General features: G+C 37.5%; 17 protein-coding genes, 1 pseudogene, 1 riboswitch and 1 other annotated feature. Of the genes and pseudogenes, 17 read left to right on the top strand and 1 reads right to left on the bottom strand.

Translation table 11 applies throughout. The features are described 5' to 3' along the window. The first annotated feature begins 8 nt into the window (after positions 1-8). The 4 genes from FEZ13_RS01000 to FEZ13_RS01015 all read left to right on the top strand — a co-directional run bounded on the left by FEZ13_RS01000 (position 9) and on the right by FEZ13_RS01015 (position 6,657). On the top strand, positions 9-770 hold the full coding sequence (locus FEZ13_RS01000) for a TrmH family RNA methyltransferase (protein WP_146551111.1): 762 nt from the start codon (positions 9-11) through the stop codon (positions 768-770). A 71-nt stretch (positions 771-841) separates the two neighbouring features. Beyond that, positions 842-1,076: a binding site (T-box leader), on the top strand. A gap of 45 nt (positions 1,077-1,121) precedes the next feature. Beyond that, positions 1,122-2,159 carry a phenylalanine--tRNA ligase subunit alpha gene (gene pheS / locus FEZ13_RS01005; protein WP_146552719.1) on the top strand — a complete coding sequence of 346 codons (1,038 nt, stop codon included), beginning with the start codon at positions 1,122-1,124 and terminating at the stop codon, positions 2,157-2,159. A 12-nt stretch (positions 2,160-2,171) separates the two neighbouring features. Then, on the top strand, positions 2,172-4,577 hold the full coding sequence (pheT, locus tag FEZ13_RS01010; protein ID WP_146551112.1) for a phenylalanine--tRNA ligase subunit beta: 2,406 nt from the start codon (positions 2,172-2,174) through the stop codon (positions 4,575-4,577). 289 nt (positions 4,578-4,866) lie between these two features. Next, the gene (locus tag FEZ13_RS01015) at positions 4,867-6,657 is read left to right on the top strand and encodes an oligopeptide ABC transporter substrate-binding protein (protein WP_146551113.1); all 1,791 of its coding nucleotides are present in this window, start codon (positions 4,867-4,869) and stop codon (positions 6,655-6,657) included. A 273-nt stretch (positions 6,658-6,930) separates the two neighbouring features. On the opposite strand, the gene rnhC is transcribed toward FEZ13_RS01015, so the two are convergent. Continuing rightward, positions 6,931-7,866 carry a ribonuclease HIII gene (rnhC, locus tag FEZ13_RS01020; protein ID WP_146551114.1) on the bottom strand — a complete coding sequence of 312 codons (936 nt, stop codon included), beginning with the start codon at positions 7,864-7,866 and terminating at the stop codon, positions 6,931-6,933. An 87-nt stretch (positions 7,867-7,953) separates the two neighbouring features. Here rnhC and zapA point away from each other — a divergent pair, with 87 nt between their 5' ends. The 13 genes and pseudogenes from zapA to uvrC all read left to right on the top strand — a co-directional run bounded on the left by zapA (position 7,954) and on the right by uvrC (position 21,734). Further along, positions 7,954-8,226, top strand: a complete 273-nt coding sequence (gene zapA, locus FEZ13_RS01025) for a cell division protein ZapA (RefSeq protein WP_146548067.1) — start codon at positions 7,954-7,956, stop codon at positions 8,224-8,226. After that, the gene (locus FEZ13_RS01030; protein ID WP_146548068.1) at positions 8,219-8,758 is read left to right on the top strand and encodes a CvpA family protein; all 540 of its coding nucleotides are present in this window, start codon (positions 8,219-8,221) and stop codon (positions 8,756-8,758) included. Before zapA ends, FEZ13_RS01030 begins: the two co-directional genes overlap by 8 nt. A gap of 93 nt (positions 8,759-8,851) precedes the next feature. After that, the gene (gene polX, locus FEZ13_RS01035; RefSeq protein WP_186725712.1) at positions 8,852-10,555 is read left to right on the top strand and encodes a DNA polymerase/3'-5' exonuclease PolX; all 1,704 of its coding nucleotides are present in this window, start codon (positions 8,852-8,854) and stop codon (positions 10,553-10,555) included. A 12-nt stretch (positions 10,556-10,567) separates the two neighbouring features. Next, positions 10,568-12,934: an endonuclease MutS2 gene (locus FEZ13_RS01040; RefSeq protein WP_146551116.1), complete on the top strand. Its 2,367-nt coding sequence runs from the start codon at positions 10,568-10,570 to the stop codon at positions 12,932-12,934. A gap of 26 nt (positions 12,935-12,960) precedes the next feature. After that, positions 12,961-13,374 carry a DUF350 domain-containing protein gene (locus tag FEZ13_RS01045; protein ID WP_146548071.1) on the top strand — a complete coding sequence of 138 codons (414 nt, stop codon included), beginning with the start codon at positions 12,961-12,963 and terminating at the stop codon, positions 13,372-13,374. Positions 13,375-13,993: 619 nt separating this feature from the next. Continuing rightward, positions 13,994-14,213 (top strand): annotated as a pseudogene (locus tag FEZ13_RS20350) (hypothetical protein); the annotation flags it as partial. A 131-nt stretch (positions 14,214-14,344) separates the two neighbouring features. Further along, the gene (locus tag FEZ13_RS01050) at positions 14,345-16,033 is read left to right on the top strand and encodes an AMP-binding protein (protein WP_146548072.1); all 1,689 of its coding nucleotides are present in this window, start codon (positions 14,345-14,347) and stop codon (positions 16,031-16,033) included. A 99-nt stretch (positions 16,034-16,132) separates the two neighbouring features. Then, a complete protein-coding gene (locus FEZ13_RS01055; protein ID WP_146548073.1) occupies positions 16,133-16,717 on the top strand; it encodes a fatty acid metabolism transcriptional regulator FadR in 585 nt (194 codons plus the stop codon). A gap of 63 nt (positions 16,718-16,780) precedes the next feature. Next, positions 16,781-17,554 (top strand): enoyl-CoA hydratase, encoded by a 774-nt coding sequence (locus FEZ13_RS01060; protein ID WP_146551117.1) that lies wholly within the window; start codon positions 16,781-16,783, stop codon positions 17,552-17,554. 21 nt (positions 17,555-17,575) lie between these two features. Then, positions 17,576-18,349: an electron transfer flavoprotein subunit beta/FixA family protein gene (locus FEZ13_RS01065; protein ID WP_146551118.1), complete on the top strand. Its 774-nt coding sequence runs from the start codon at positions 17,576-17,578 to the stop codon at positions 18,347-18,349. Positions 18,350-18,379: 30 nt separating this feature from the next. Further along, a complete protein-coding gene (locus FEZ13_RS01070) occupies positions 18,380-19,360 on the top strand; it encodes an electron transfer flavoprotein subunit alpha/FixB family protein (protein WP_146548076.1) in 981 nt (326 codons plus the stop codon). Between the two features lie 216 nt (positions 19,361-19,576). After that, positions 19,577-19,891 carry a thioredoxin gene (gene trxA, locus FEZ13_RS01075; protein WP_146548077.1) on the top strand — a complete coding sequence of 105 codons (315 nt, stop codon included), beginning with the start codon at positions 19,577-19,579 and terminating at the stop codon, positions 19,889-19,891. A 67-nt stretch (positions 19,892-19,958) separates the two neighbouring features. Beyond that, positions 19,959-21,734: an excinuclease ABC subunit UvrC gene (gene uvrC / locus FEZ13_RS01080; protein WP_146551119.1), complete on the top strand. Its 1,776-nt coding sequence runs from the start codon at positions 19,959-19,961 to the stop codon at positions 21,732-21,734. 58 nt (positions 21,735-21,792) lie between these two features. Further along, a riboswitch (Lysine riboswitch) is annotated at positions 21,793-21,975 on the top strand. The last annotated feature ends 12 nt before the right edge of the window (positions 21,976-21,987 follow it).

Genomic DNA, 21,987 nt, shown 5'->3' on the forward strand with positions numbered 1-21,987 from the left:
AAGAATAGATGAAAAGAATTGAATCTCCACAAAATGCCCTTGTGAAGCATTGGAAAAAATTAGCGGCAACACGAAAAGAACGTGAACGCTCAGGAGAATTTCTCGTAGAAGGTTTTCATTTAGTAGAAGAAGCGATTAAAAGCAAAAGTGAAATTCTCCATTTGATTGTAAGGGAAGATGTAGCTATTCCAGTAAGTTGGAATATCGATCATATTTTTGTGGTGGAAGTCACTGTTCAAGTAGCGAAAGAATTTGCAGAAACAGAAAACTCACAAGGGATTTTTGCTCAAGTAAAACAACCTGCAATCTCAGAGAAAGAACAAAAGAAATGGACAAAACTATTGCTAGTTGACGCTGTTCAAGATCCTGGAAATATAGGTACGATGATCCGGACTGCGGATGCTGCAGGGATCGACGCAGTTATTTTAGGAAAAGGAAGCGCTGATCCCTTTAATCCTAAGACAGTACGTTCAACACAAGGTTCCATTTTCCACATACCTGTTGTGCGAGGCGAGTTAAGTGAATGGATCGATTCATTAAAAGAAAAGAAAATACCTGTATACGGAACAGCCTTAGAAAATGCAGTGCTCTACAATCAAGTAGAAAGAAAAGAGGAATTTGCACTTATTATGGGCAATGAAGGTAGTGGTATTCATCCTGATTTTTTAGAAAAGACAGATTTGAATGTCACAATTCCTATAATGGGTAGAGCAGAATCTTTAAATGTAGCAGTTGCAACAGGGATTGTGCTTTATTATTTTGCAACATGATTCTAAACTTGAAGTAAAGTGCTGAATTGCGTATAATGGTTGAGTATGATAAATATTGAAATGAACAATAATGAAATGCAATGAGCGGGAAGAGTACATTCATTTGACCCTTTTAGGGAGTGCACGTCATAGACTGAAAGCGTGTATAAGGTGTTGATAGATGGAAGTTCACTCCGTTAGCAGCCACCGGGACCAGTGTTATTACTGTAAAGGTAGGCCGGTGAAACGCCGTTAAGCGAATGAAGTGATTGCATTTTTGATTGGCAATAACTAGGGTGGTAACGCGAATATAACCTCGTCCCTTTTTGGGATGAGGTTTTTTATTTTGGAAGGAGGAATTTATAAATGGCAATGATCGAGCAACTAACTCAACTAAAAAAAGAAGTTGTAGCAAAAATCACAGCGGCAGAAAATGTAAAACAATTGAATGAAGTCCGCGTTGCATATTTAGGTAAAAAAGGTCCGATTACGGATTTATTAAAAGGAATGGGGAAACTTCCAGCAGAAGAACGCCCTAAAATGGGTGCGTTAGTTAATGAAGTACGTGCAGAAGTTCAACAGATCCATGATGTCCGTAAAACAGAGCTTGAAGAGAAAGCAATCCAAGAACAATTAGAAAAAGAAGCGATCGATGTAACATTACCAGGTCGTTCAGTGAATGTAGGCAATGCCCATCCATTGACTCGAGTTATCGAAGAAATCGAGGACTTATTCATCTCTATGGGCTATGAAGTGGCAGAAGGTCCTGAAGTTGAAAAAGATTATTACAACTTTGAAGCATTGAATTTGCCGAAGGGTCACCCTGCACGTGATATGCAAGATACTTTTTATATCTCAGAAGAAATTTTGATGCGTACACATACATCTCCTGTACAAGCACGGACGATGGAGAAAAAACAAGGTGCATCATTTAAAATCATTTGCCCAGGAAAAGTATTCCGTCGTGATAATGATGATGCGACGCACTCTCACCAATTTACGCAAATTGAAGGATTAGTGGTTGGCGAAAATATTCGTATGAGTGATTTAAAAGGTACATTGGATATCTTCGCAAAGAAAATGTTCGGTGAAGACCGTGAAATCCGTCTCCGTCCAAGCTTCTTCCCATTCACAGAACCTTCTGTTGAAATGGATATTTCTTGTTTTAAATGTGGTGGTGAAGGCTGTAACGTATGTAAACATACAGGTTGGATTGAAATTCTTGGTGCCGGCATGGTTCATCCCAATGTCCTTTCAATGGCTGGCTATGATCCTAAAAAAGTATCTGGCTTTGCATTTGGTATGGGACCAGAACGTATCGCCATGTTGAAATATGGGGTGGATGATATTCGTCATTTCTATACAAATGATGTACGATTCCTATCACAATTTCATCGCATAGAAGAGTAAGGAGGGGTAGACATGTTAGTTTCTTTAAAATGGTTATCACAATATGTTGATTTACAAGGTTTAGAACCTGAAGTTTTAGCAGAAAAAATCACCCGTTCAGGAATTGAGGTAGAAGGGGTCCATCACCTATCACAAGGTTTAAAAAAGTTAATGGTCGGTCAAATTAAAGAAATAAAAAAACACCCTGATTCAGATCATTTAAATATTTGTCAAGTTGACTTTGGTGAAGAAGAGCTTTCACAGATTGTTTGTGGCGCTCCAAATGTTGCAGAAGGTCAAAAAATCGTGGCTGTTCGTCCAAACGGTTACGTTAGCGGTAAAAAAATCAAAAAAGGGAAACTTCGTGGTGAAGTATCCAACGGTATGATCTGTTCCCTACAAGAATTAGGAATTGAAGGAAAAGTTGTACCGAAAAAATATGCAGATGGTATTTATGTATTACCTGATGATACACCAATCGGTATGGATGCTATTGAGGCATTAGGTTTAGACGATGTTGTTCTTGAATTGGGATTGACACCGAACCGTTCAGATGCCATGAGTATGTTAGGTGTTGCCTATGAAGTAGCAGCAATTCTTTCTGAAGATGTCAAGCTTCCAGAAACGAGTCATAAGGTAGCTACTGAAAAAGCAGAAGATGTTTTGAACGTTCGTGTAGAGGCACCAACGATAAACCCAATGTACACAGCAAAAGTTGTGAAAAATGTGAAAATCGCTGAATCTCCATTATGGTTGCAACAACGATTGATGGCCGCTGGTGTTCGTCCCTTAAATAATGTTGTGGATATTACAAACTATATTTTGATGGAATATGGACAACCACTTCATGCATTTGATTATGATGCGCTTGGTACCGGTGAAATCGTCGTTCGATTGGCAAAAGAAGGCGAGCCAATGACAACATTAGATGGTCAGGATCGCGTATTAAATGCAAAGAATCTTGTGATTACTAATGGAAAAGAACCAGTTGCTGTAGCTGGTGTCATGGGTGGATTGGATTCAGAAGTAACTGAAAAAACAACCACTGTTGTGATTGAATCAGCATACTTTGATGGTCTATCTGTTCGTTATACAGCGAAAGACCTTGGTTTGCGTAGTGAAGCAAGTGCTCGCTATGAAAAAGGAATTGATCCAAACCGTATAATCCCTGCAGCAGAGCGCGCTGCACAATTATTAACTGAACTGGCAGGTGGGGAAGTATTATCTGGGTCTGTTGTTTTCGATGAATTAGATAAAACACCTTCAAAAGTCATCGTTTCACCAGATTTTGTGAATGCACGTCTTGGTATGAAAATTTCTCTTAATGAAATGGTTTCTATTTTGAATCGCTTGAAATTTGATGTAGAAACAGCTAACGGTCGACTTTATATCGATGCGCCAACTCGCCGCCAAGATATCAAGATTGAAGAAGATATTGTGGAAGAAATTGCTCGTTTGTATGGTTATGATGAAATTCCAGCCACAGTACCTGTCAGTGAGGCAAAAGCAGGTGGTTTAAATTCATATCAAGCAAAACGCCGTATTGTCCGTCATCAATTGCAAGGATCGGGCTTGTATCAAGCATTGACTTACTCACTTACATCTGATGAGCTTTCACAAAAATACGCATTAGAAACTGCACCAACAACACGTCTTTTAATGCCCATGAGTGAGGAACGTAGCACTTTGCGTCAAAGTATTCTTCCACATCTTATTGAAAGTGTCACTTATAATGTTGCTCGTCAGCAAGATTCCGTAGCTCTTTATGAAATAGGTTCCGTATTTTTAGGTAAAACAGAAGAAGGTCTTCCAAAAGAAGAAGAACATCTTGCAGCTGTTATGACTGGGGATTGGTTGAATAATGCTTGGCAAGGTGAACAGAAGAAAGTCGATTTCTTTGTATTAAAAGGAATTTTAGAAGCTTTATTTGCTAAACTTGATTTAACAGATCGTGTTAAGTATGAAACGGCTGTAGTCGATGGTTTACATCCAGGACGTACAGCAAACATAATCTTAGATGGTACACGTATCGGTTTCCTAGGCCAATTACATCCAGCACAACAAAAAGCAAATGGTATCAAAGAAACATATGTGATGGAATTAAATCTAGAAGCTGTTCTTGCAGCTCCTATCGATCCACTAGTATATGTTCCTGTTCCACGTTTCCCATCTGTTTCACGTGATATTGCGCTAATCGTTGATCGTACTACAAAAGCAGCTGATATAGAAGCAATTATCCATAAAGCAGGCGGTAAATTATTAAAAGATGTTCATGTATTCGACCTTTACGAAGGCGAAAAAATGGAAAAAGGAAAGAAATCAGTAGCATTTACACTGACTTACTTTACACCAGAACGTACGCTTACTGATGACGAAGTAGTAGCTGCTCATGATAAGGTAGTAGCAGCATTAACGGAGTCAGGCGCAGAGCTGCGATAAATTGAAACTTCCATCAGTGGGAGGCTTACTGCCCGTTAACGCGGGATAAAAAAACGATGCATTAAAGAGATGAAACAAAAAATCAAGGCAGAGATGATTTTTTGGATTCATCTCTTTTTTCTTTTCTATTGATATTAATATTTATACGAATAGTAAGCATAGAATATATTGGTCAAGTTTATATATTTCTTACAAGCATGAACCGATTTAAAAATCTATGGATATATAATCTAGCATTATGAAATTGCTTCATAGGTATAAAAATTAATTTCATAAAAGGAGAGAAGGAATGAGGAAAAAAATCTGCTTTTTAGGGTTGCTTATGTGCGTAGGGTTCTTTGCATTAGTGGCTTGTGATGGAACAGATTTAAATACGAAGGTGGAAAAGAAGGTAAGTAAAAAAGAAACAGGTTTATGGTCGATTGAAACAAAAAATGATGGACAAGCGATTCAAGGAGGAACTTTAAAAGTAGGGCTAGTCACCGATTCCCCATTTCAAGGAGTTTTCAGCTCTGAACTTTATGAGGATCGTTATGATGCCGAAATCTTACAATATGCTTCTAATTCAATTTTTGAATTAAAAGAGGATTTTCTCATTGGAAATGAGGGTTTAGCCAAATTAGACGTGGATGTGCCGGCAAAAAAAGCAACCATTACAATTAGAAAAGATGTCAAGTGGTCTGATGGTCACCCATTCACCATTGACGATGTGATTTATCCATATTATATAATCGCAGATAAAGATTACACAGGTATTCGTTATGATACGGATTTTCAGAATATCGTTGGTGTCGTTGAATATCATAAAGAAAAAGCCAAAAAAATTACAGGCATTAAAAAAATAGATGCCTACACAATGGAAATCTCGTTCAAAAAGATATCACCGTCTATTTATTCTATTGGAAATGGACTTTGGGGTTATGCAGCGCCAAAGCATCAGCTAAAAAATATAAAGATAAAAAATTTAGGGAAATCTAATACAGTACGTCAAAAGCCAGTCACGCTTGGTGCATTCGTAATTGATAAAGTGGTCAAAGGGAAATCCGTTCAATTGGTGGCAAATAAAAATTATTATAAGGGAAGACCTAAGCTAGATAAAGTTGTGATAGAAGCTGTTCCATCTGCTTCTGCAGCTGTTGCTATTAAAAATGGCAAATATGATATGATATCTGGCTACAAACCAAATGATTATCAAGCCATCAAGAATTTCGATAATATTGATATCTTGGGACGCGATGAATTGGCTTATACTTATCTAGGCTTTAAATTAGGAAAATATGATACCAAAAAAGGGATCAATAGGACAAATCCGAAAGCTAAAATGGGGAATATAAATTTACGAAAAGCGATTGTTTATGCGATGAATGTGGAACAAGTCACAAAAACATATTATGATCATCTTCGCACTCGTGCGAATGCATTATTACCACCTTCATTTAAAACGTTTTATGATGGCTCTTTAAATGGATATCAATATGATCCAGAAAAAGCAAAACAATTGCTCGATGAGGCTGGCTATAAAGATATAAACCATGATGGCTATCGTGAAGATCCAAAAGGGAAAGCGTTCAAAATCCGATTTGCAACAATGGCTGGTTCTGATGATGAGGAAAAGATAGATGAATTCTATATTCAAAATTGGAAAGCTGTAGGATTGAAAGTTGAGTATACAACAGGTCACCCGATCGAATTTAATAATTTCTACAATAAAGTACAGGCTGATGATAAGAATATGGATATGTTCATAGCGGCTTGGAAGATAGGTTCGAATCCATCACCAGTAGGACTATATGCCAAAAATGCAGCTTTCAATTTTAGTCGCTTTGCTTCTAGTGATCTAACAAAGCTGTTAAAAGATATAGATTCTGTCGCTGCAATGGATCAATCTTACCGCAGCAACGCATTTGCAAAATGGCAAGAGTATATGAGTGAGCAGGCAACAACTGTTCCAATCTATTTCCATACAGAAATTATTCCCGTAAATAAACGTGTAAAAAAATTCAATATTGATCATATTCATGGAACAGAATTACAAGATATCGAATTGATCGCTGATGAACCGATCCAGTCTAGTCAATAATTTGATCATATGAAGCATAGAAAAGTGCCAATAAGGTGTAGAATCCCTTATTGGCACTTTTTTGCAAATATCATAACACATGGCGCAAGAAACGAGCAAACTGTAGTGGAAATCAGTAAATCCATTATATTTATGGATAAGATTGTACCATATAACATATCTAGTTTTACATCAAGAACAGATTTTGCTGCTGCCCCATACTTATAGCTGAAAAAATATAGAATGGTTACAACTTTGCAATAATTGTTCAGCTATACTGAAGAAGGTGATCATTTAAAAATTACGTTTTTTTGAAGCAATATGAGAAGCTTTTCGGGTATTCGCAAAATGCCACTTCGTTACGCTGTAAAGAGCTTCTTCACCCTGTGCTAGTAAGATTTGTGCTGCTATTTCATCTACTTGATGACTTGCCCCTTTTGGTAATGTGATACCGATTTGACGGCTTAATTTATCCATTTCCTGTAAAAATGCACAGCGAGCTAAAATAGATGCGGCTGCTACAGCAACATGAATTTGTTCGGCTTTTGTTGCAAATAATACATTTTCTGTTACGATTTCTTTTTCATTTTTAATATAATTGTAGTAGGTTTTTCTTTCTGCGAATTGATCGATCAGTACATATTCTGGTTTTTCGGGTGCAATTTTTTTAAGAAGATGGCATAGTGCTTGGTTGTGGAGCAATGCTTTCATTTTTCCTTGTGAAGTACCTGCTTTTTGAACGGTATTGTATTTTTCGTTATGGAGTGTCAATACGCAATGCGGCAATGTCGCTTTTAAGTCAGGTGCGATTTGGAGCATATAGTCATCTTTGAGCATTTTAGAATCTTTAACTCCTAGTTCTTTGACCAGTTCGATCTTGTCTTGTGGTACATAAACGGCTGCCACCGTGATGGGACCAAAATAATCGCCCGTTCCAGTTTCATCGGATCCCATAACGGCCAAAGAAGATAGATTTTTAGGCAACGCATCCCCTTTTGATAACGTCATAGTAGGTGTATCTTCCGTTGATGCTTCCCAATGCTTTGCTTCACGCTCGCAACCACCACCTTGAAACATTACTTTTCCAGAGGAATAGATGGTAATCGCACAGTCTGGAAGCTTTGCAGCAAAGATAACACCAGGGGCTTTACGTTCGATCGTATTTTGAGAATAATAGTTCATTATTTCTTTTTGTGTTGTTGAAGTTAGCTTCATAACAATATTAGACATATTTAATATTCCTTTCTTCTCAAATCATTCACAACTTAGATACTTCATGATATCATAAGAAATAGGACTTTGAAGGAGGTTACGGCTTTGTCAGAGCAACAAAAAAATCGAGTTTCAGTTGAAATCTACGGTCAAACATATAATATAGTTGGAACAGAATCGCCTGGACATTTACGATTTGTAGCGGCAAGTGTTGACGACCAAATGCGAATGATTAAGCGCGCAAATCCAAGCCTCGACAGTGCCAAATTAGCCGTCCTTACTGCCTGTAACGCAGTAAACGATTACTTAAAATTAAACAAACAGGTAGAAATACTAGAATCACAATTGAAAAAATTAAAGGATGAAGTGAATGATTGATTTAGTCATAATTATATTATTAGTTGCTGGATTAGTAAGTGGTGCTAGAAGAGGGTTGATCGTGCAACTAATCCAGATGGCTGGTTTTTTAATATCTATTATAGTAGCTTATCTCTATTATAAGCCTTTAGCGGAAAAATTAGTATTGTGGATTCCATATCCTTCCGTTGATGAAAATACTACATTAAAATTTGCCGTTGAGCAATTAGATTTAAGCCAAACTTTTTATCAGTTACTAGCATTTGCGTTAATATTCTTTGTTGTAAAATTCGCAATACAAATTTTAGCATCGTTATTTGATTTTTTAAGATATATTCCGATTTTGGGTGGTTTAAATCGTCTATTAGGTGGAGTTTTAGGTGTAGTGGAAGCATACTTACTTATTTTTATTGTACTGTATGTATTAGCTTTACTGCCAATAGACGGCATCCAAAAATATATTGAAGGATCTTTCTTAACAACACTTATGCTTGAATACACACCGATTTTATCAAAAGTATTCCAACATTTATGGTTTGTGTATATGAAATAATGAGAGGCGTAGCTTAAAAAAGCCAAAAGCACGAATGCTGTTTAACCAACATTCGTGCCTTTTTCATTTTATCTTTGTTCGAGGAGGAAAATGATGAATAAAAAAACAATCATCCACACATTAGAAAAAATTGCTCTCTATTTAGAACTTCAAGGGGCCAATCCTTTTAAAATAGCAGCATTCCGCAAAGCTGCCGCTGCATTAGAAGCAGATACTCGTAGTATCAATGAAATAGAAGATATTACAGCGATTAAAGGCATTGGGAAAGGAACAGCCGCAGTTATTCATGATTTGATCGAAAATGGACAATCTGAGGTACTGACACAATTGGAAAAAGAGGTTCCGAAAGGGTTGCCACCACTATTAAAACTGCCAGGGTTAGGTGGTAAGAAAATTGCAAAACTATATCAAGAGCTTGGTGTCGATTCGGCAGAAAGTTTGAAGCAAGCATGTGAGGAAGGAAAAGTATCTACTCTTTCTGGTTTTGGCAAAAAGACAGAGGAAAAGATATTAAAGGAACTTGAATCTTTTGGACAAAGAGCAGAATTTCATCCAATATGGTTGTTGGAAGAAATAGTAGGTGAAATTGAAAAAACACTACAGCAAATACCTGATATTGAACAGTTTTCAGTTGCTGGAAGTTTTAGACGTGTAAAGGAACAAAGTAAGGATGTTGACTTTATCATCGCGACTAACAAACCAGAAGCGGTAAAAGAAGCACTATTAACCAGATTGGCTATAAAAGAAATTATTGCAGCTGGAGATACAAAGATATCTGTAACTTTACATATAGAAGATGTGAATGTTGATTTTCGCTTGGTATCACAAGATGAATATGCAACTGCTCTTCATCATTTTACTGGATCAAAAGAGCATAATGTTCGTATGAGACAAATTGCAAAGGAACGTGGAGAAAAAATTAGTGAATATGGTGTTGAGCAGTCAGATGGCTCAGTTTTAACATTTCACACTGAAAAAGATTTTTTTCATTATTTTGATCTGCCTTTTATCCCACCGACAGTACGTGCAGGCACACATGAATTTGATCGTTTAGACGACATTCCAAAGCTTGTACAGCTTGGCGATATTCAAGCTGATTTGCATATGCATACGACTTGGTCTGATGGTGCCAATGCTATTCATGAGATGGGACAAGCGCTGATGGCAAAAGGGTATCAATATGCAGTTATCACGGATCACTCGCAATACCTAAAAGTAGCGAACGGTCTTACGCCAGAGCGCTTGATGAAACAGCGAGAAGAGATCTGGGCCTTCAATGCACAACATCCGAATTTCCGATTATTGGCTGGAACTGAAATGGATATATTACCAGATGGATCGCTCGATTTTGAGGATGATGTGATGGCAGAATTAGATTTCGTTATTGCATCCATTCATTCTAGTTTTTCACAACCGCAGGAAAAAATCATGGAGCGCTTGCATAATGCGATGAAAAATCCTCATGTTGATATGATTGCACATCCAACTGGGCGTGTGATCGGACAACGAGATGGTTATAATCCTGATATACCTCAACTTATTGCATGGGCGAAAGAATATGGTAAAATTTTAGAGTTAAATGCCAATCCATACCGACTTGATCTTTGCGTGGAACATTTAGAAATGGCTGTAGAAGCAGGTGTGCCTATTGCGATTGATACAGATGCACATGCGATTGAACAATTACGTTATATGGAGATAGGCACAAAGTATGCTCAGAAAGCATGGTTAAAAAAAGAAAATATAGTAAACACATGGTCATTCAATGATTTTGTGAATTTTTTAGAGAAGAAATAGGAGGTGTTTGAAGTGATTGCAGAACGCGCACTAAAAACACTAGAATTTGATAAAGTACGTGCTCAGGTTGCGAGTTATTGTACATGCTCGATTGGTACATCAGCCATTGAACAATTAGTACCTGAAACAGATTTAGAGCAAGTAAAAGCATTATTAGATGAAATGGATGAAGGTCTATCGATTCTACGCGTGAAAGGAACTGTGCCAATGGGAGGAATATTTGATATTCGTCCTCATGCAAAACGAGCACAAATTGGTGGGATGTTAAGCCCTCAAGAATTGATGGAAATCTCAAGTACTATTCGAGCAAGTCGCATTTTCCGCGAGTTTATCGAAGGTATTGAGGAGGAAGATGTGATTCAAATTCCATCTTTCATTCAAAAGAAAAATGATATTCCTGTTTTAACAGGTTTACAGCATGAGATCAATTCCTGTATCGATGACAATGCAGTAGTGATGGATTCCGCTAGTTCTGAATTGCGCTCTATTCGGCAACAACTTCGTGCTCAAGAGGGAAGAGTGCGTGAAAAATTAGCCAGTCTAACACGCGGTAGTAACGCATCCAAAATGCTTTCAGATTCCATTATTACGATTCGGAACGATCGCTTCGTTATTCCGGTCAAGCAAGAATATCGAGGACATTATGGTGGGATCGTGCATGATCAGTCCGCATCAGGTCAAACGCTTTATATTGAACCAGATGCAGTCGTTCAAGCGAATAATGAGATCCATCGTTTAAAAGCAAAAGAAAAAGTTGAAATCCAAAAAATATTGCTTCATCTTTCGTCATTAGTGCAAGAAGTTGCCCATTCATTATTTTTATTGGTTCAATTACTGGGTGAAATTGATGTTATTTTGGCAAAAGCAAAGTATGGTCAGGCTTATAAGTGCACAATGCCAATTATGAATGATGCTGGATATATCAAATTAGGAAAAGCACGCCACCCATTATTGCCAATCGATGAAGCAGTAGCTAATGATATCGAATTTGGTCGTGATATTACGGCGATCGTCATTACAGGTCCTAACACTGGTGGTAAAACTGTCACATTAAAGACAGTTGGTTTATGTACATTAATGGCGCAGGCCGGTATTCCAATACCTGCTTTAGACGGTTCGGAACTGTCCGTATTTACACAATTGTTTGCTGATATAGGTGATGAGCAGTCGATTGAACAAAGTTTGTCTACATTCTCCAGCCATATGGTCAATATCGTGGACATTTTACGAAAATTCGACGAGCGTTCACTTATCCTATTTGATGAATTAGGTGCAGGGACTGACCCACAAGAGGGGGCCGCTTTAGCCATTTCGATCTTGGATGAGGTTCATGGTAGAGGAGCTCGTGTTATGGCGACAACACACTATCCTGAGTTGAAGGCATATGGATATAACCGACAAGGTGTTGTCAATGCAAGTGTCGAATTTGATGTTGAAACACTCAGCCCAACGTATCGCTTACTAATAGGAGTACCTGGGCGCAGTAATGCCTTTGAAATTTCTACAAGACTTGGATTGCCAGAGCATATTATTAATAGTGCCAAATCTTTCACAGGTACAGATCGTCATGAAGTCGAATCGATGATTGCATCTCTTGAAGAAAGTCGTCGTCGTTCTGAGGCAGATGCAGAACGTTCGCACCAACTTTTAGAGAATGCAGAAAAATTACAAGAAGAGCTTGAAGGAAAACTAAAAGAGTATGAAGAGAACAAAGAAGAGCTTGTGAAAAAAGCAAAGGAAAAAGCTCGTAAAATAGTAGAAGACGCGAAGAAAGAGGCTGAAGAAGTCATCGATGAACTTCATAAAATGCGTTTGAATGCCAATAAAGTTGTGAAAGAGCATGAAATTATTGAAGCTCGTAAACGACTTGAAGAGGCCGCTCCTGAAGAAAATCGCATACTGAAAAAACAGCGTCAAGCAAACGCTCGAGCTGTCAATTTACAAAAGGGCGATGAAGTTAAAGTACTAAGCTATGGTCAAAAAGGGATATTGCTTGAAAAAGTTTCGGATAAAGAATGGATTGTTCAAATCGGTATTTTGAAGATGAAACTGGAAGAATCTGATTTGGAATATGTCAAACCTGAAAAAGCAAAAGATACCGTTTCTATTGCAACAGTTCGCAATCGCCGATCGAATGTAAAGCTTGAACTGGATTTACGTGGGGAACGTTATGAAGATGCCATGATCCGAACTGAAAAATATTTGGATGATGCATTATTATCTAATTATCATCGTGTAACCATTATCCATGGTAAGGGAACCGGCGCACTTCGACAAGGTATTCAATCACTACTGAAACGTCATAAAGGAGTCAAGTCATACCGCTATGGTGAAGCGGGAGAAGGCGGATATGGAGTAACGGTCGTGGATTTAAAATAGGAGAAAGCAAAGAGAGTGGGGGTTTTATGTTACCAAATAACTTTTGGCATCATCCAATTGTTGAAACAACGGGTTATTTTAGTCTGGTTGTCCTATGTCTTATCGTAGCTATGGCCATATTTGAATTTGTAACAAAATATAAAAATTGGCAAGAGATAAAAAATGGCAATATTGCTGTAGCATTAGCAACTGGTGGTAAAATTTTAGGGGTGTGCAATATATTTCGTTATTCCATTGAACGTCATAATTCATTGATTGAAATGATCGGATGGGGATTGTTTGGATTTATCTTACTTATTTTTGCGTATCTTCTTTTTGAATTTTTGACACCAACATTTAATATTGATCATGAAATTGAACAAGATAATCGATCTGTAGGTTTTGTTTCCTTTACGATTTCAGTTGGTTTATCATTTGTTATAGGTGCAAGTATTTCTTAGTTATTTAGGATTAGGAGTATTTAGATGGAAAATTTAGCAAAAGCATTAATGGTTGTATGTGTTCTCTTTATTCTTACAGGAGTTATTTATCTTTTAATGCATTAAAGAATATGCCTATTTCAGCCACAAAAGTTTAAGATTCATATCGTTGGGATTGTCCCAAAAGTAAGTTGGGACAAAAGCATTTTAGCCGATGAAAAATCCGAACAGTGAATAGAAGTTCTAATAAGAATTCTCTATTTGTTCGGATTTTTTTATCCTGCTTTAACGGGCAGTAAGACCCCCATTTTAAGATATTGTGAGAAACGAGAAAGATAGATGGGGGATCACCTGCCCGAAAAGCTCCTCTTCAAAGGTTCTTCAAAATCCTATCCACGGGAAATACTCTCTTATCCATGGGAAATGACCTCCCATTCACGGAAGAAGAGGCCCTATCCACGAAAGTGACTCTTCTATCCACGAAAAAACAAATTGTATCCACGAATGAAAATATTTACGTCGCCAATTACTCATTTAGAGCTTAAAATAGTGGTGGGTTTTTCAAAAATAGAGAGTAATCAGGAATTTTTGCCCTCATTTGAATTCATCAGTCACAACAATCCTTTCAAATACGGAGAAATTTAAAGCACTGGCAAAAATCCATTACAAAATAGAAGCGAAGAATAGTGAATTAAAAAATAGACACGGGTGTGAAGCAGTATTATCGGTTTGGCATGGAAATACAAGGAGCAACAGCGATTTTCACTTTTCAACCAGCAAATTGCCAAGTGAAAGGTAGAGACTACAATAGTCGTTTGAGCAGATCAGGCCATTTTACAAACAGAACTGCGGAACCCTGATGCTCGAATATGTAATATATATCTAGAAAAATCGTAAAATTAATGAATTTCAATTGAAAGCGCTGCCCTTCTTACTTATAATTAAGCTTAGAAATATTCTTACAATTTGTAAAATAAAGGAGGAGTATCGATTGACTGAAAAGATTTGGTTAAAGAACTATCCGCCTAATATTCCTACGACGATGAAATATGAAGACATTCCATTGCAGGAATATTTGACACGAGCTATTGAGAAAACTCCGAAAAAAATTGCGATTCATTTTCTGGGTAAGGATATTACGTATCAGGAATTATATGAATCCGCATTAAAATTTGCAAATTATTTAGTGAAGATAGGAATTGAAAAGGGAGATCGTATAGCGATCATGCTGCCGAACTGTCCTCAAAGTGTTATTTCATATTATGGCGTATTATATGCAGGCGGTACTGTCGTTCAAACAAATCCGCTTTACACGGAGAGAGAGGCAGAGTATCAGCTAAAAGATGCAGGTGTAAAAGCAATCGTCACCTTGGATATCCTCTATCCTCGAATTATGAAGATTTGGAAAAACACTGATTTAGAGAATATGATTGTGACAAGTATAAAAGACTATTTGCCATTCCCCAAAAATCTTTTGTATCCTTTTGTTCAAAAGAAAGAGTATGGCTTTAAAGTAGCGATTGAGCATAGCGGTCCGAATCATCTTTTTTCAGAAATAATGAAAATCGGCAACATAAATAATCTTAAAGTAGATTCCGATTATGAAGAGGATATTGCCTTACTTCAGTACACGGGTGGAACAACAGGTTTTCCGAAAGGTGTCATGCTAACACATAAAAACCTAGTATCAAACGTACAAATGTGTAGTGCATGGATGTCTGAATGTGTACCAGGAAAAGAAGTGATCATGGGGATATTGCCGTTTTTTCATGTTTATGGGATGACAACGGTTTTACTTCTTTCCGTTATGCGAGGAGATAAGATGGTATTGCTGCCGAAATTTAATGCAACTGAAGCCTTAAAAACGATTCAAAAACAAAGGCCAACGCTATTTCCAGGTGCACCAACGCTGTATATTGGCTTGTTAAATCATCCTGATATTGATAAATATAATCTTTCATCCATTAAGGCATGTATAAGCGGTTCAGCACCCTTACCTGTTGAAGTACAAGAAAAATTTGAAAAAGTTACTGGCGGAAAGCTGGTCGAAGGTTACGGTTTAAGTGAATCATCACCTGTAACACATGCTAATTTTATTTGGTCAAATGAACGTGTGAGGGGATCAATTGGTGTCCCATGGCCAGATACAGATGCGATCATTTTCAAACCAGATACAACAGAACCACTTTCGGTTGGAGAGATAGGCGAAATTGCTGTAAAAGGACCACAAGTGATGAAAGGTTACTGGAATCGCCCAGAAGATACAGCGATGACTTTACGTGATGGATGGTTGTTAACAGGAGATTTAGGTTATATGAACGAAGATGGTTATTTCTTTGTAGTCGATCGTAAAAAGGATATTATCATCGCAGGTGGTTATAATATCTATCCTCGTGAAGTGGAAGAGATTTTATATGAACATGACGCTGTACAGGAGTGCGTCGTTGCAGGTGTACCAGATCCTTATCGAGGGGAAACAGTAAAAGCCTACATTGTCTTAAAAGACGGTTATCAAGTATCAGAAGAAGAGTTCAATAAATATTGCAGAGCCAATTTAGCTGCATATAAGGTACCACGAATATATGAATTCCGTTCAGAGTTGCCTAAAACAACTGTCGGTAAAATTTTGCGTAGAACACTAGTAGATGAAGAAAAAACAAAGCACCAGCAGATCACTTAAAAAACAATACAGTACTTGACATTTTCCGGTTGAAAATATATTATGAAAATATGAATGAATAGTCATTCATATTTTTGTGATAAACCGGTGGTGATCAAATTGAAGAAAAACAAACCAAAATATAAACAGATATTGGACGCGGCTGTTATTGTAATTGCGGATAATGGTTATCACCAAGCGCAAGTTTCTAAAATTGCGAAACAAGCGGGTGTTGCAGATGGAACGATTTATCTATACTTTAAAAACAAAGAAGATATTTTAATATCTGTTTTTCAAGAGAAAATGTCCGTCTTTGTAGAAAACCTGCAAGAGATTATTAATGAAAGTGCTTCAGCATCTGAAATGCTTTATCGGATGATTGAAGGACATTTTAGGGTGCTATCAGAAGATCATCATTTAGCTGTCGTTACACAATTAGAACTTCGCCAATCCAACAAAGACCTTCGTTTGAAAATCAACAGCATTCTAAAAGTGTATTTAGGACTGCTCGATGAAATTCTAAAAAGAGGTATTCAAAATGGCGAGTTTCGAGAAGATATGGATATTCGTCTGACAAGACAAGTTATTTTCGGAACAATCGATGAAATATCCACAACTTGGGTAATGAAAGAACAAAAATATGATCTCGTCGAAATGGCGCCTCGCGTTCATCAGATTTTACTAAAGGGAATTCAAAAGGGGTAGTATGTTGGCAAATTGTTATAAATTTGCCACATGTATATTTTTTCACAAGGGAGGATATGGGAGATGAAATATCTAAATTATACAGTGGATGAAGGGATTGCAATTGCTGGTATTAATCGTCCACCTGCAAACGCTTTATCTCGTGAATTGATTGAAGAAGTGAACCAACTACTTGATATGGTTGAAAATGATCCAGATGTTAGAGTTGTTTTACTTCATGGTGAAGGTAGATTCTTTTCTGCGGGGGCAGATATAAAAGAATTCACTGAGTTTTCAACAAGCGAGAATTTTTCGGCATTATCCACTCGAGGACAAGATGTTTTTGAAAAGCTTGAAGTATTTCCTAAACCAATTATGGCAGCCGTTCATGGTGCAGCTCTCGGTGGCGGACTCGAACTTGCAATGAGCTGCCACTTCAGATATGTCAGCGAAACAGCCAAATTAGGCTTACCGGAATTGCAATTAGGCATAATACCGGGTTTTGGAGGTACGCAGCGCTTACCACGCTATGTTGGTAAAGCAAAGGCAGCTGAAATGATACTCACAAGTGAGCCTATTTCAGGTACAGAAGCTGTACAATGGGGCTTAGCAAATCGTGCAATTCCTGAAGAGAAATTATTAGAGGAAGCGATAAAAACAGCGAAGAAAATTGCAAAGAAGAGCCCGATTGCATTAAAAACAGCCATCGAGATGTTGCAATTTACAAAATCAGCATCTTTTTACGAAGGAATTACTGCTGAAGCGGAAGGATTTGGAAAAGTTTTTATTACGGAAGACGCAAAAGAGGGTATCCTAGCATTTATTGAAAAAAGAGAGCCTGTTTTTAAAGGTCAATAAAAGTATTGGGAGGTTAGGTATATGAACATTTATGTACTCGTTAAACGAACTTTTGACACTGAAGAGAAGATTGTATTAGATGGTGGCATCATTCAAGAAGACGGTGCAGAATTCATCATCAATCCTTATGATGAATACGCTATTGAGGAAGCTATCCAAATTCGCGATGCACAGGGTGGCGAAGTGACAGTTGTAACAATTGGCGGAGAAGATGTTGAAAAGCAACTTCGCACAGCATTAGCAATGGGTGCCGATAAAGCGGTGCTAATCAATGCAGAAGAAGATGTTGAAGATTTAGATCAGTTCTCCGTGGCATATATTTTAGCTGAATACTTAAAAGACAAAAAAGCAGACTTGATTTTAGGTGGAAATGTTGCGATAGATGGAGGATCTGGTCAAGTAGGCCCTCGGGTTGCGGAATTATTAGGGATCAATTATGTAACGACGATAACAAGTCTTGAAATTGATGGGAATACAGCCAAAATCGTGCGCGATGTGGAAGGGGACTCGGAAGTGATCGAAGCCACTCTCCCTCTATTGGTGACCGCACAGCAAGGATTAAATGAGCCACGCTATCCTTCTTTGCCTGGGATCATGAAAGCGAAGAAAAAACCGTTAGAAGAACTAGAATTAGATGATTTAGATATAGATGAAGATGATGTTGAAACAAAAACAGAAACAGTAGAGATCTTTTTACCAGCTCAAAAAGAAGCTGGTCGTGTATTGCAAGGAGAATTGCAAGACCAAGTGAAAGAGCTGGTTCAATTATTGCATTCAGAAGCAAAAGTTATTTAAGCTGATTCATATTGCTGAGGAGGAAATCGTATGACAAAAAAAGTTTTAGTTTTGGGTGAAGTACGTGAAGGAACTTTGAGAAATGTTTCGTTTGAGGCAATTGCAGCTGCAAAAACAATTGCTGATGGTGGTGAAGTGATCGGCGTCTTAATAGGTGATGCCGTTGAATCATTAAGTGCAGAACTTATTCAATATGGTGCCGATCGTATTGTGACTGTAGAGCATCCACATTTGAAACAGTATACTTCTGATGGTTTTAGTCAAGCATTTGTCGCTGTAACAGAAGCAGAAAATCCAGATGCCATTGTATTTGGTCATACAGCGCTAGGGAAAGATTTATCTCCGAAAATCGCAAGCAAATTGCAAAGCGGTTTGATCTCTGATGTCACAACGATTGAAGGTAATGGTGACGATGCTTTATTTGTCCGTCCAATATATTCTGGTAAAGCATTTGAGAAAGTCAAAGTAAAAGATGATGGCATCGTATTTATCACGGTTCGACCAAATAACATCACGCCGCTCGAAAAAGATGAAACCCGTTCAGGGGAAGTTTCAAGTCTATCAGTAGATATTACAAATTTACGAACGGTTATCAAAGAAGTGGTTCGTAAAGCTGCGGATGGCGTTGATTTATCGGAAGCGAAGGTCGTTGTATCTGGTGGGCGCGGTGTGAAAAGTGCTGAAGGCTTCGAACCATTACAAGAATTAGCAAAACTTTTAGGTGGTGCTGTAGGTGCTTCCCGTGGGGCCTGTGATGCAGATTATTGTGATTATTCATTGCAAATCGGTCAAACGGGTAAGGTGGTAACACCAGATTTATATATTGCATGTGGTATTTCAGGGGCCATTCAACATTTGGCAGGTATGTCTAACTCCAAAATTATCGTAGCGATCAATAAAGATCCAGAAGCGAATATTTTTAAAATAGCAGACTACGGAATTGTTGGTGATCTATTTGAAGTTGTCCCATTGCTGATCGAAGAATTTAAAAATGTAGTCGTTCAATCTTAATGAAAATGAGGGATTACTATAAAAATAGTGTGTTAGGAAATATCCCTAGCATACTATTTTTTGATGTGTGAGTTAGAACCAAAATCGATTGTTAGAAAAATTTATAGTTTGATTTTTTAGTAGGTAAATGAATCGTTTCAAGTGAGCAGAAAAGTCGCCTCATATTTTCTTTTATGCTACACTACCGATACATAGAGTTAAGGAGGAAATGAAAAAATGGCAATTGTACATTCAACAGATGCAACATTTTCAAATGATATTGCAAATGGATTAACATTAGTAGATTTTTGGGCAACTTGGTGTGGCCCATGTAAAATGATTGCTCCAATTTTAGAAGAATTAGATCAAGAATTAGCCGGTAAAGTGAACATTGTAAAAGTTGATGTTGATCAAAACCAAGAAACAGCTAGCCAATTCGGTATTATGTCAATCCCAACATTACTATTATTTAAAGATGGAGAACAAATTGACAAAACAGTTGGTTTCCAACCAAAAGAAGCATTAGCTGAATTCATCCAAAAACACGCTTAATCATTTAAGACTTACAAACGAAACCGGGTCCCTACAAAAGGTGCCCGGTTTTTTTAGAGGTGATTTGATGAATGAATTAATCAAACAAAAGCTAGCTATCTTGCCAGACCAACCGGGATGTTATCTCATGAAAGATCGACAAGGCACTATTATTTATGTCGGCAAAGCAAAAGTTTTAAAAAATCGGGTTCGTTCTTATTTTACAGGCACACATGATGGTAAAACGCAAAGACTCGTTAGTGAGATTGAAGATTTTGAATACATTGTCACTTCTTCAAATAAAGAAGCATTTTTGCTCGAACTCAATTTGATCAAGCTACACGATCCAAAATATAATGTTATGTTAAAGGATGATAAAACATATCCTTATATCAAAATCACAAATGAGAAATATCCAAGATTACTCACAGTTCGCAAAGTAAAAAGGGATAAAGGAAAATATTTTGGTCCTTATCCGAATGTCTATGCGGCAAATGAGACCAGGAAACTGCTTAATCGACTATACCCTTTAAGGAAATGTTATTCACTTCCGAATCGTGTTTGTCTATATTATCATCTAGGTCAATGTTTAGCTCCATGTGTCAAAGATATTGATAAACAGGTTTATGATGAGATGGTCCAAGAAATTACGAATTTCTTGAATGGCGGATATACGGCAGTCAAAGAGGAATTGCATCAGAAAATGTTGGATGCTTCAGAAAAACTAGATTTTGAACGTGCAAAGGAATATCGAGATCAAATAGCCCATATTGACGCTGTAATGGAAAAACAAAAGATCACCACAACTGATTTTATCAATCGGGATGTTTTTGGCTATGCGGTAGATAAAGGCTGGATGTGTGTACAAGTATTCTTTGTTAGACAAGGGAAACTAATTGAACGTGCAGTCTCTTTATTTCCTTCATATGGAGAACCAGAGGATGAATTTTTAACATATGTCGGGCAATTTTATGAAAAAGCTGAACATATAAAACCTAAGGAAATTCTTATCCCAAAAGAAATAGATGGTGATATGTTACAGCAAGTATTGAATATTAAAGTGTTAAAGCCACAAAGAGGTAGGAAAAAGGAATTACTCGATTTGGCATCAAAAAATGCTCAAATAGCTATTACTGAGAAATTCCAATTGCTTGAGAGACAAGAACAAAGAACAATAGGTGCTTGCGAACAATTGGGGGATGCGATGAATATTGCAACTCCTCTACGTATCGAAGCTTTTGACAATTCTCATATTTTTGGAGCGGATACAGTTTCGGCAATGGTTGTTTTTATTGATGGTAAACCGAGTAAAAAAGAATATCGTAAATTTAAAATTCAAAATGCCCATGCACATGATGATTATGGAGCGATGCGCGAAGTTATTCGTCGCCGCTATTCAAGAGTTTTAAAGGAAGGCCTCCCTCTTCCAGACTTACTCGTAACCGATGGAGGGAAGGGACAGATGGAAGTAGCAAGAGAAATTTTAGAGGATGAGCTTGGATTGGATATTCCAATTGCGGGATTAGCAAAAGACGATAAGCATCAAACTTCTCAACTGTTATATGGAAATCCGCCTGAAATCATTCCGCTAAAACGAACAAGTGAAGCTTTTTATTTGTTACAACGCGTTCAAGATGAAGTACACCGATTTGCGATCACATTCCATAGGCAGCTGCACGAAAAAAATGCGATTACATCCATTTTAGACGAAATTCCAGGAATCGGACCAAAAAGAAAGCAACAGCTATTAAAACACTTTGGTTCGATCAAGAAGATTAAAGAAGCAACGTTTGAAGAATTACAAGAAGCTGGTGTACCTAAAAAACTGGCTCAGGCAATCATTGACTTTTTTTTGAAAAAATAATTGCAAAAATAGCGATTTATATGGTATCGTAGTGTCACCAATTAAAAATCACTGATTTAGTGATGATAGAGGCGCGGGTTTCAAGAGTACCCGACTGGAGGATGAATAGATCCTTTGAAGGTCGATGAAAGGGGAGGCCGCCGAAGTTGCAAGATTGCTAATTCCATCTTGCTGCTGGTTCTACATTGAAGAAATGTAGAATTGTCAGAGTCAACATAGATTCTGGAGGGCTATCTCACATGAATGTTCTTTT

The sequence above is a fragment of the Rummeliibacillus sp. SL167 genome (genome assembly GCF_007896505.1).
Taxonomy (GTDB): Bacteria; Bacillota; Bacilli; order Bacillales_A; family Planococcaceae; genus Rummeliibacillus; species Rummeliibacillus suwonensis.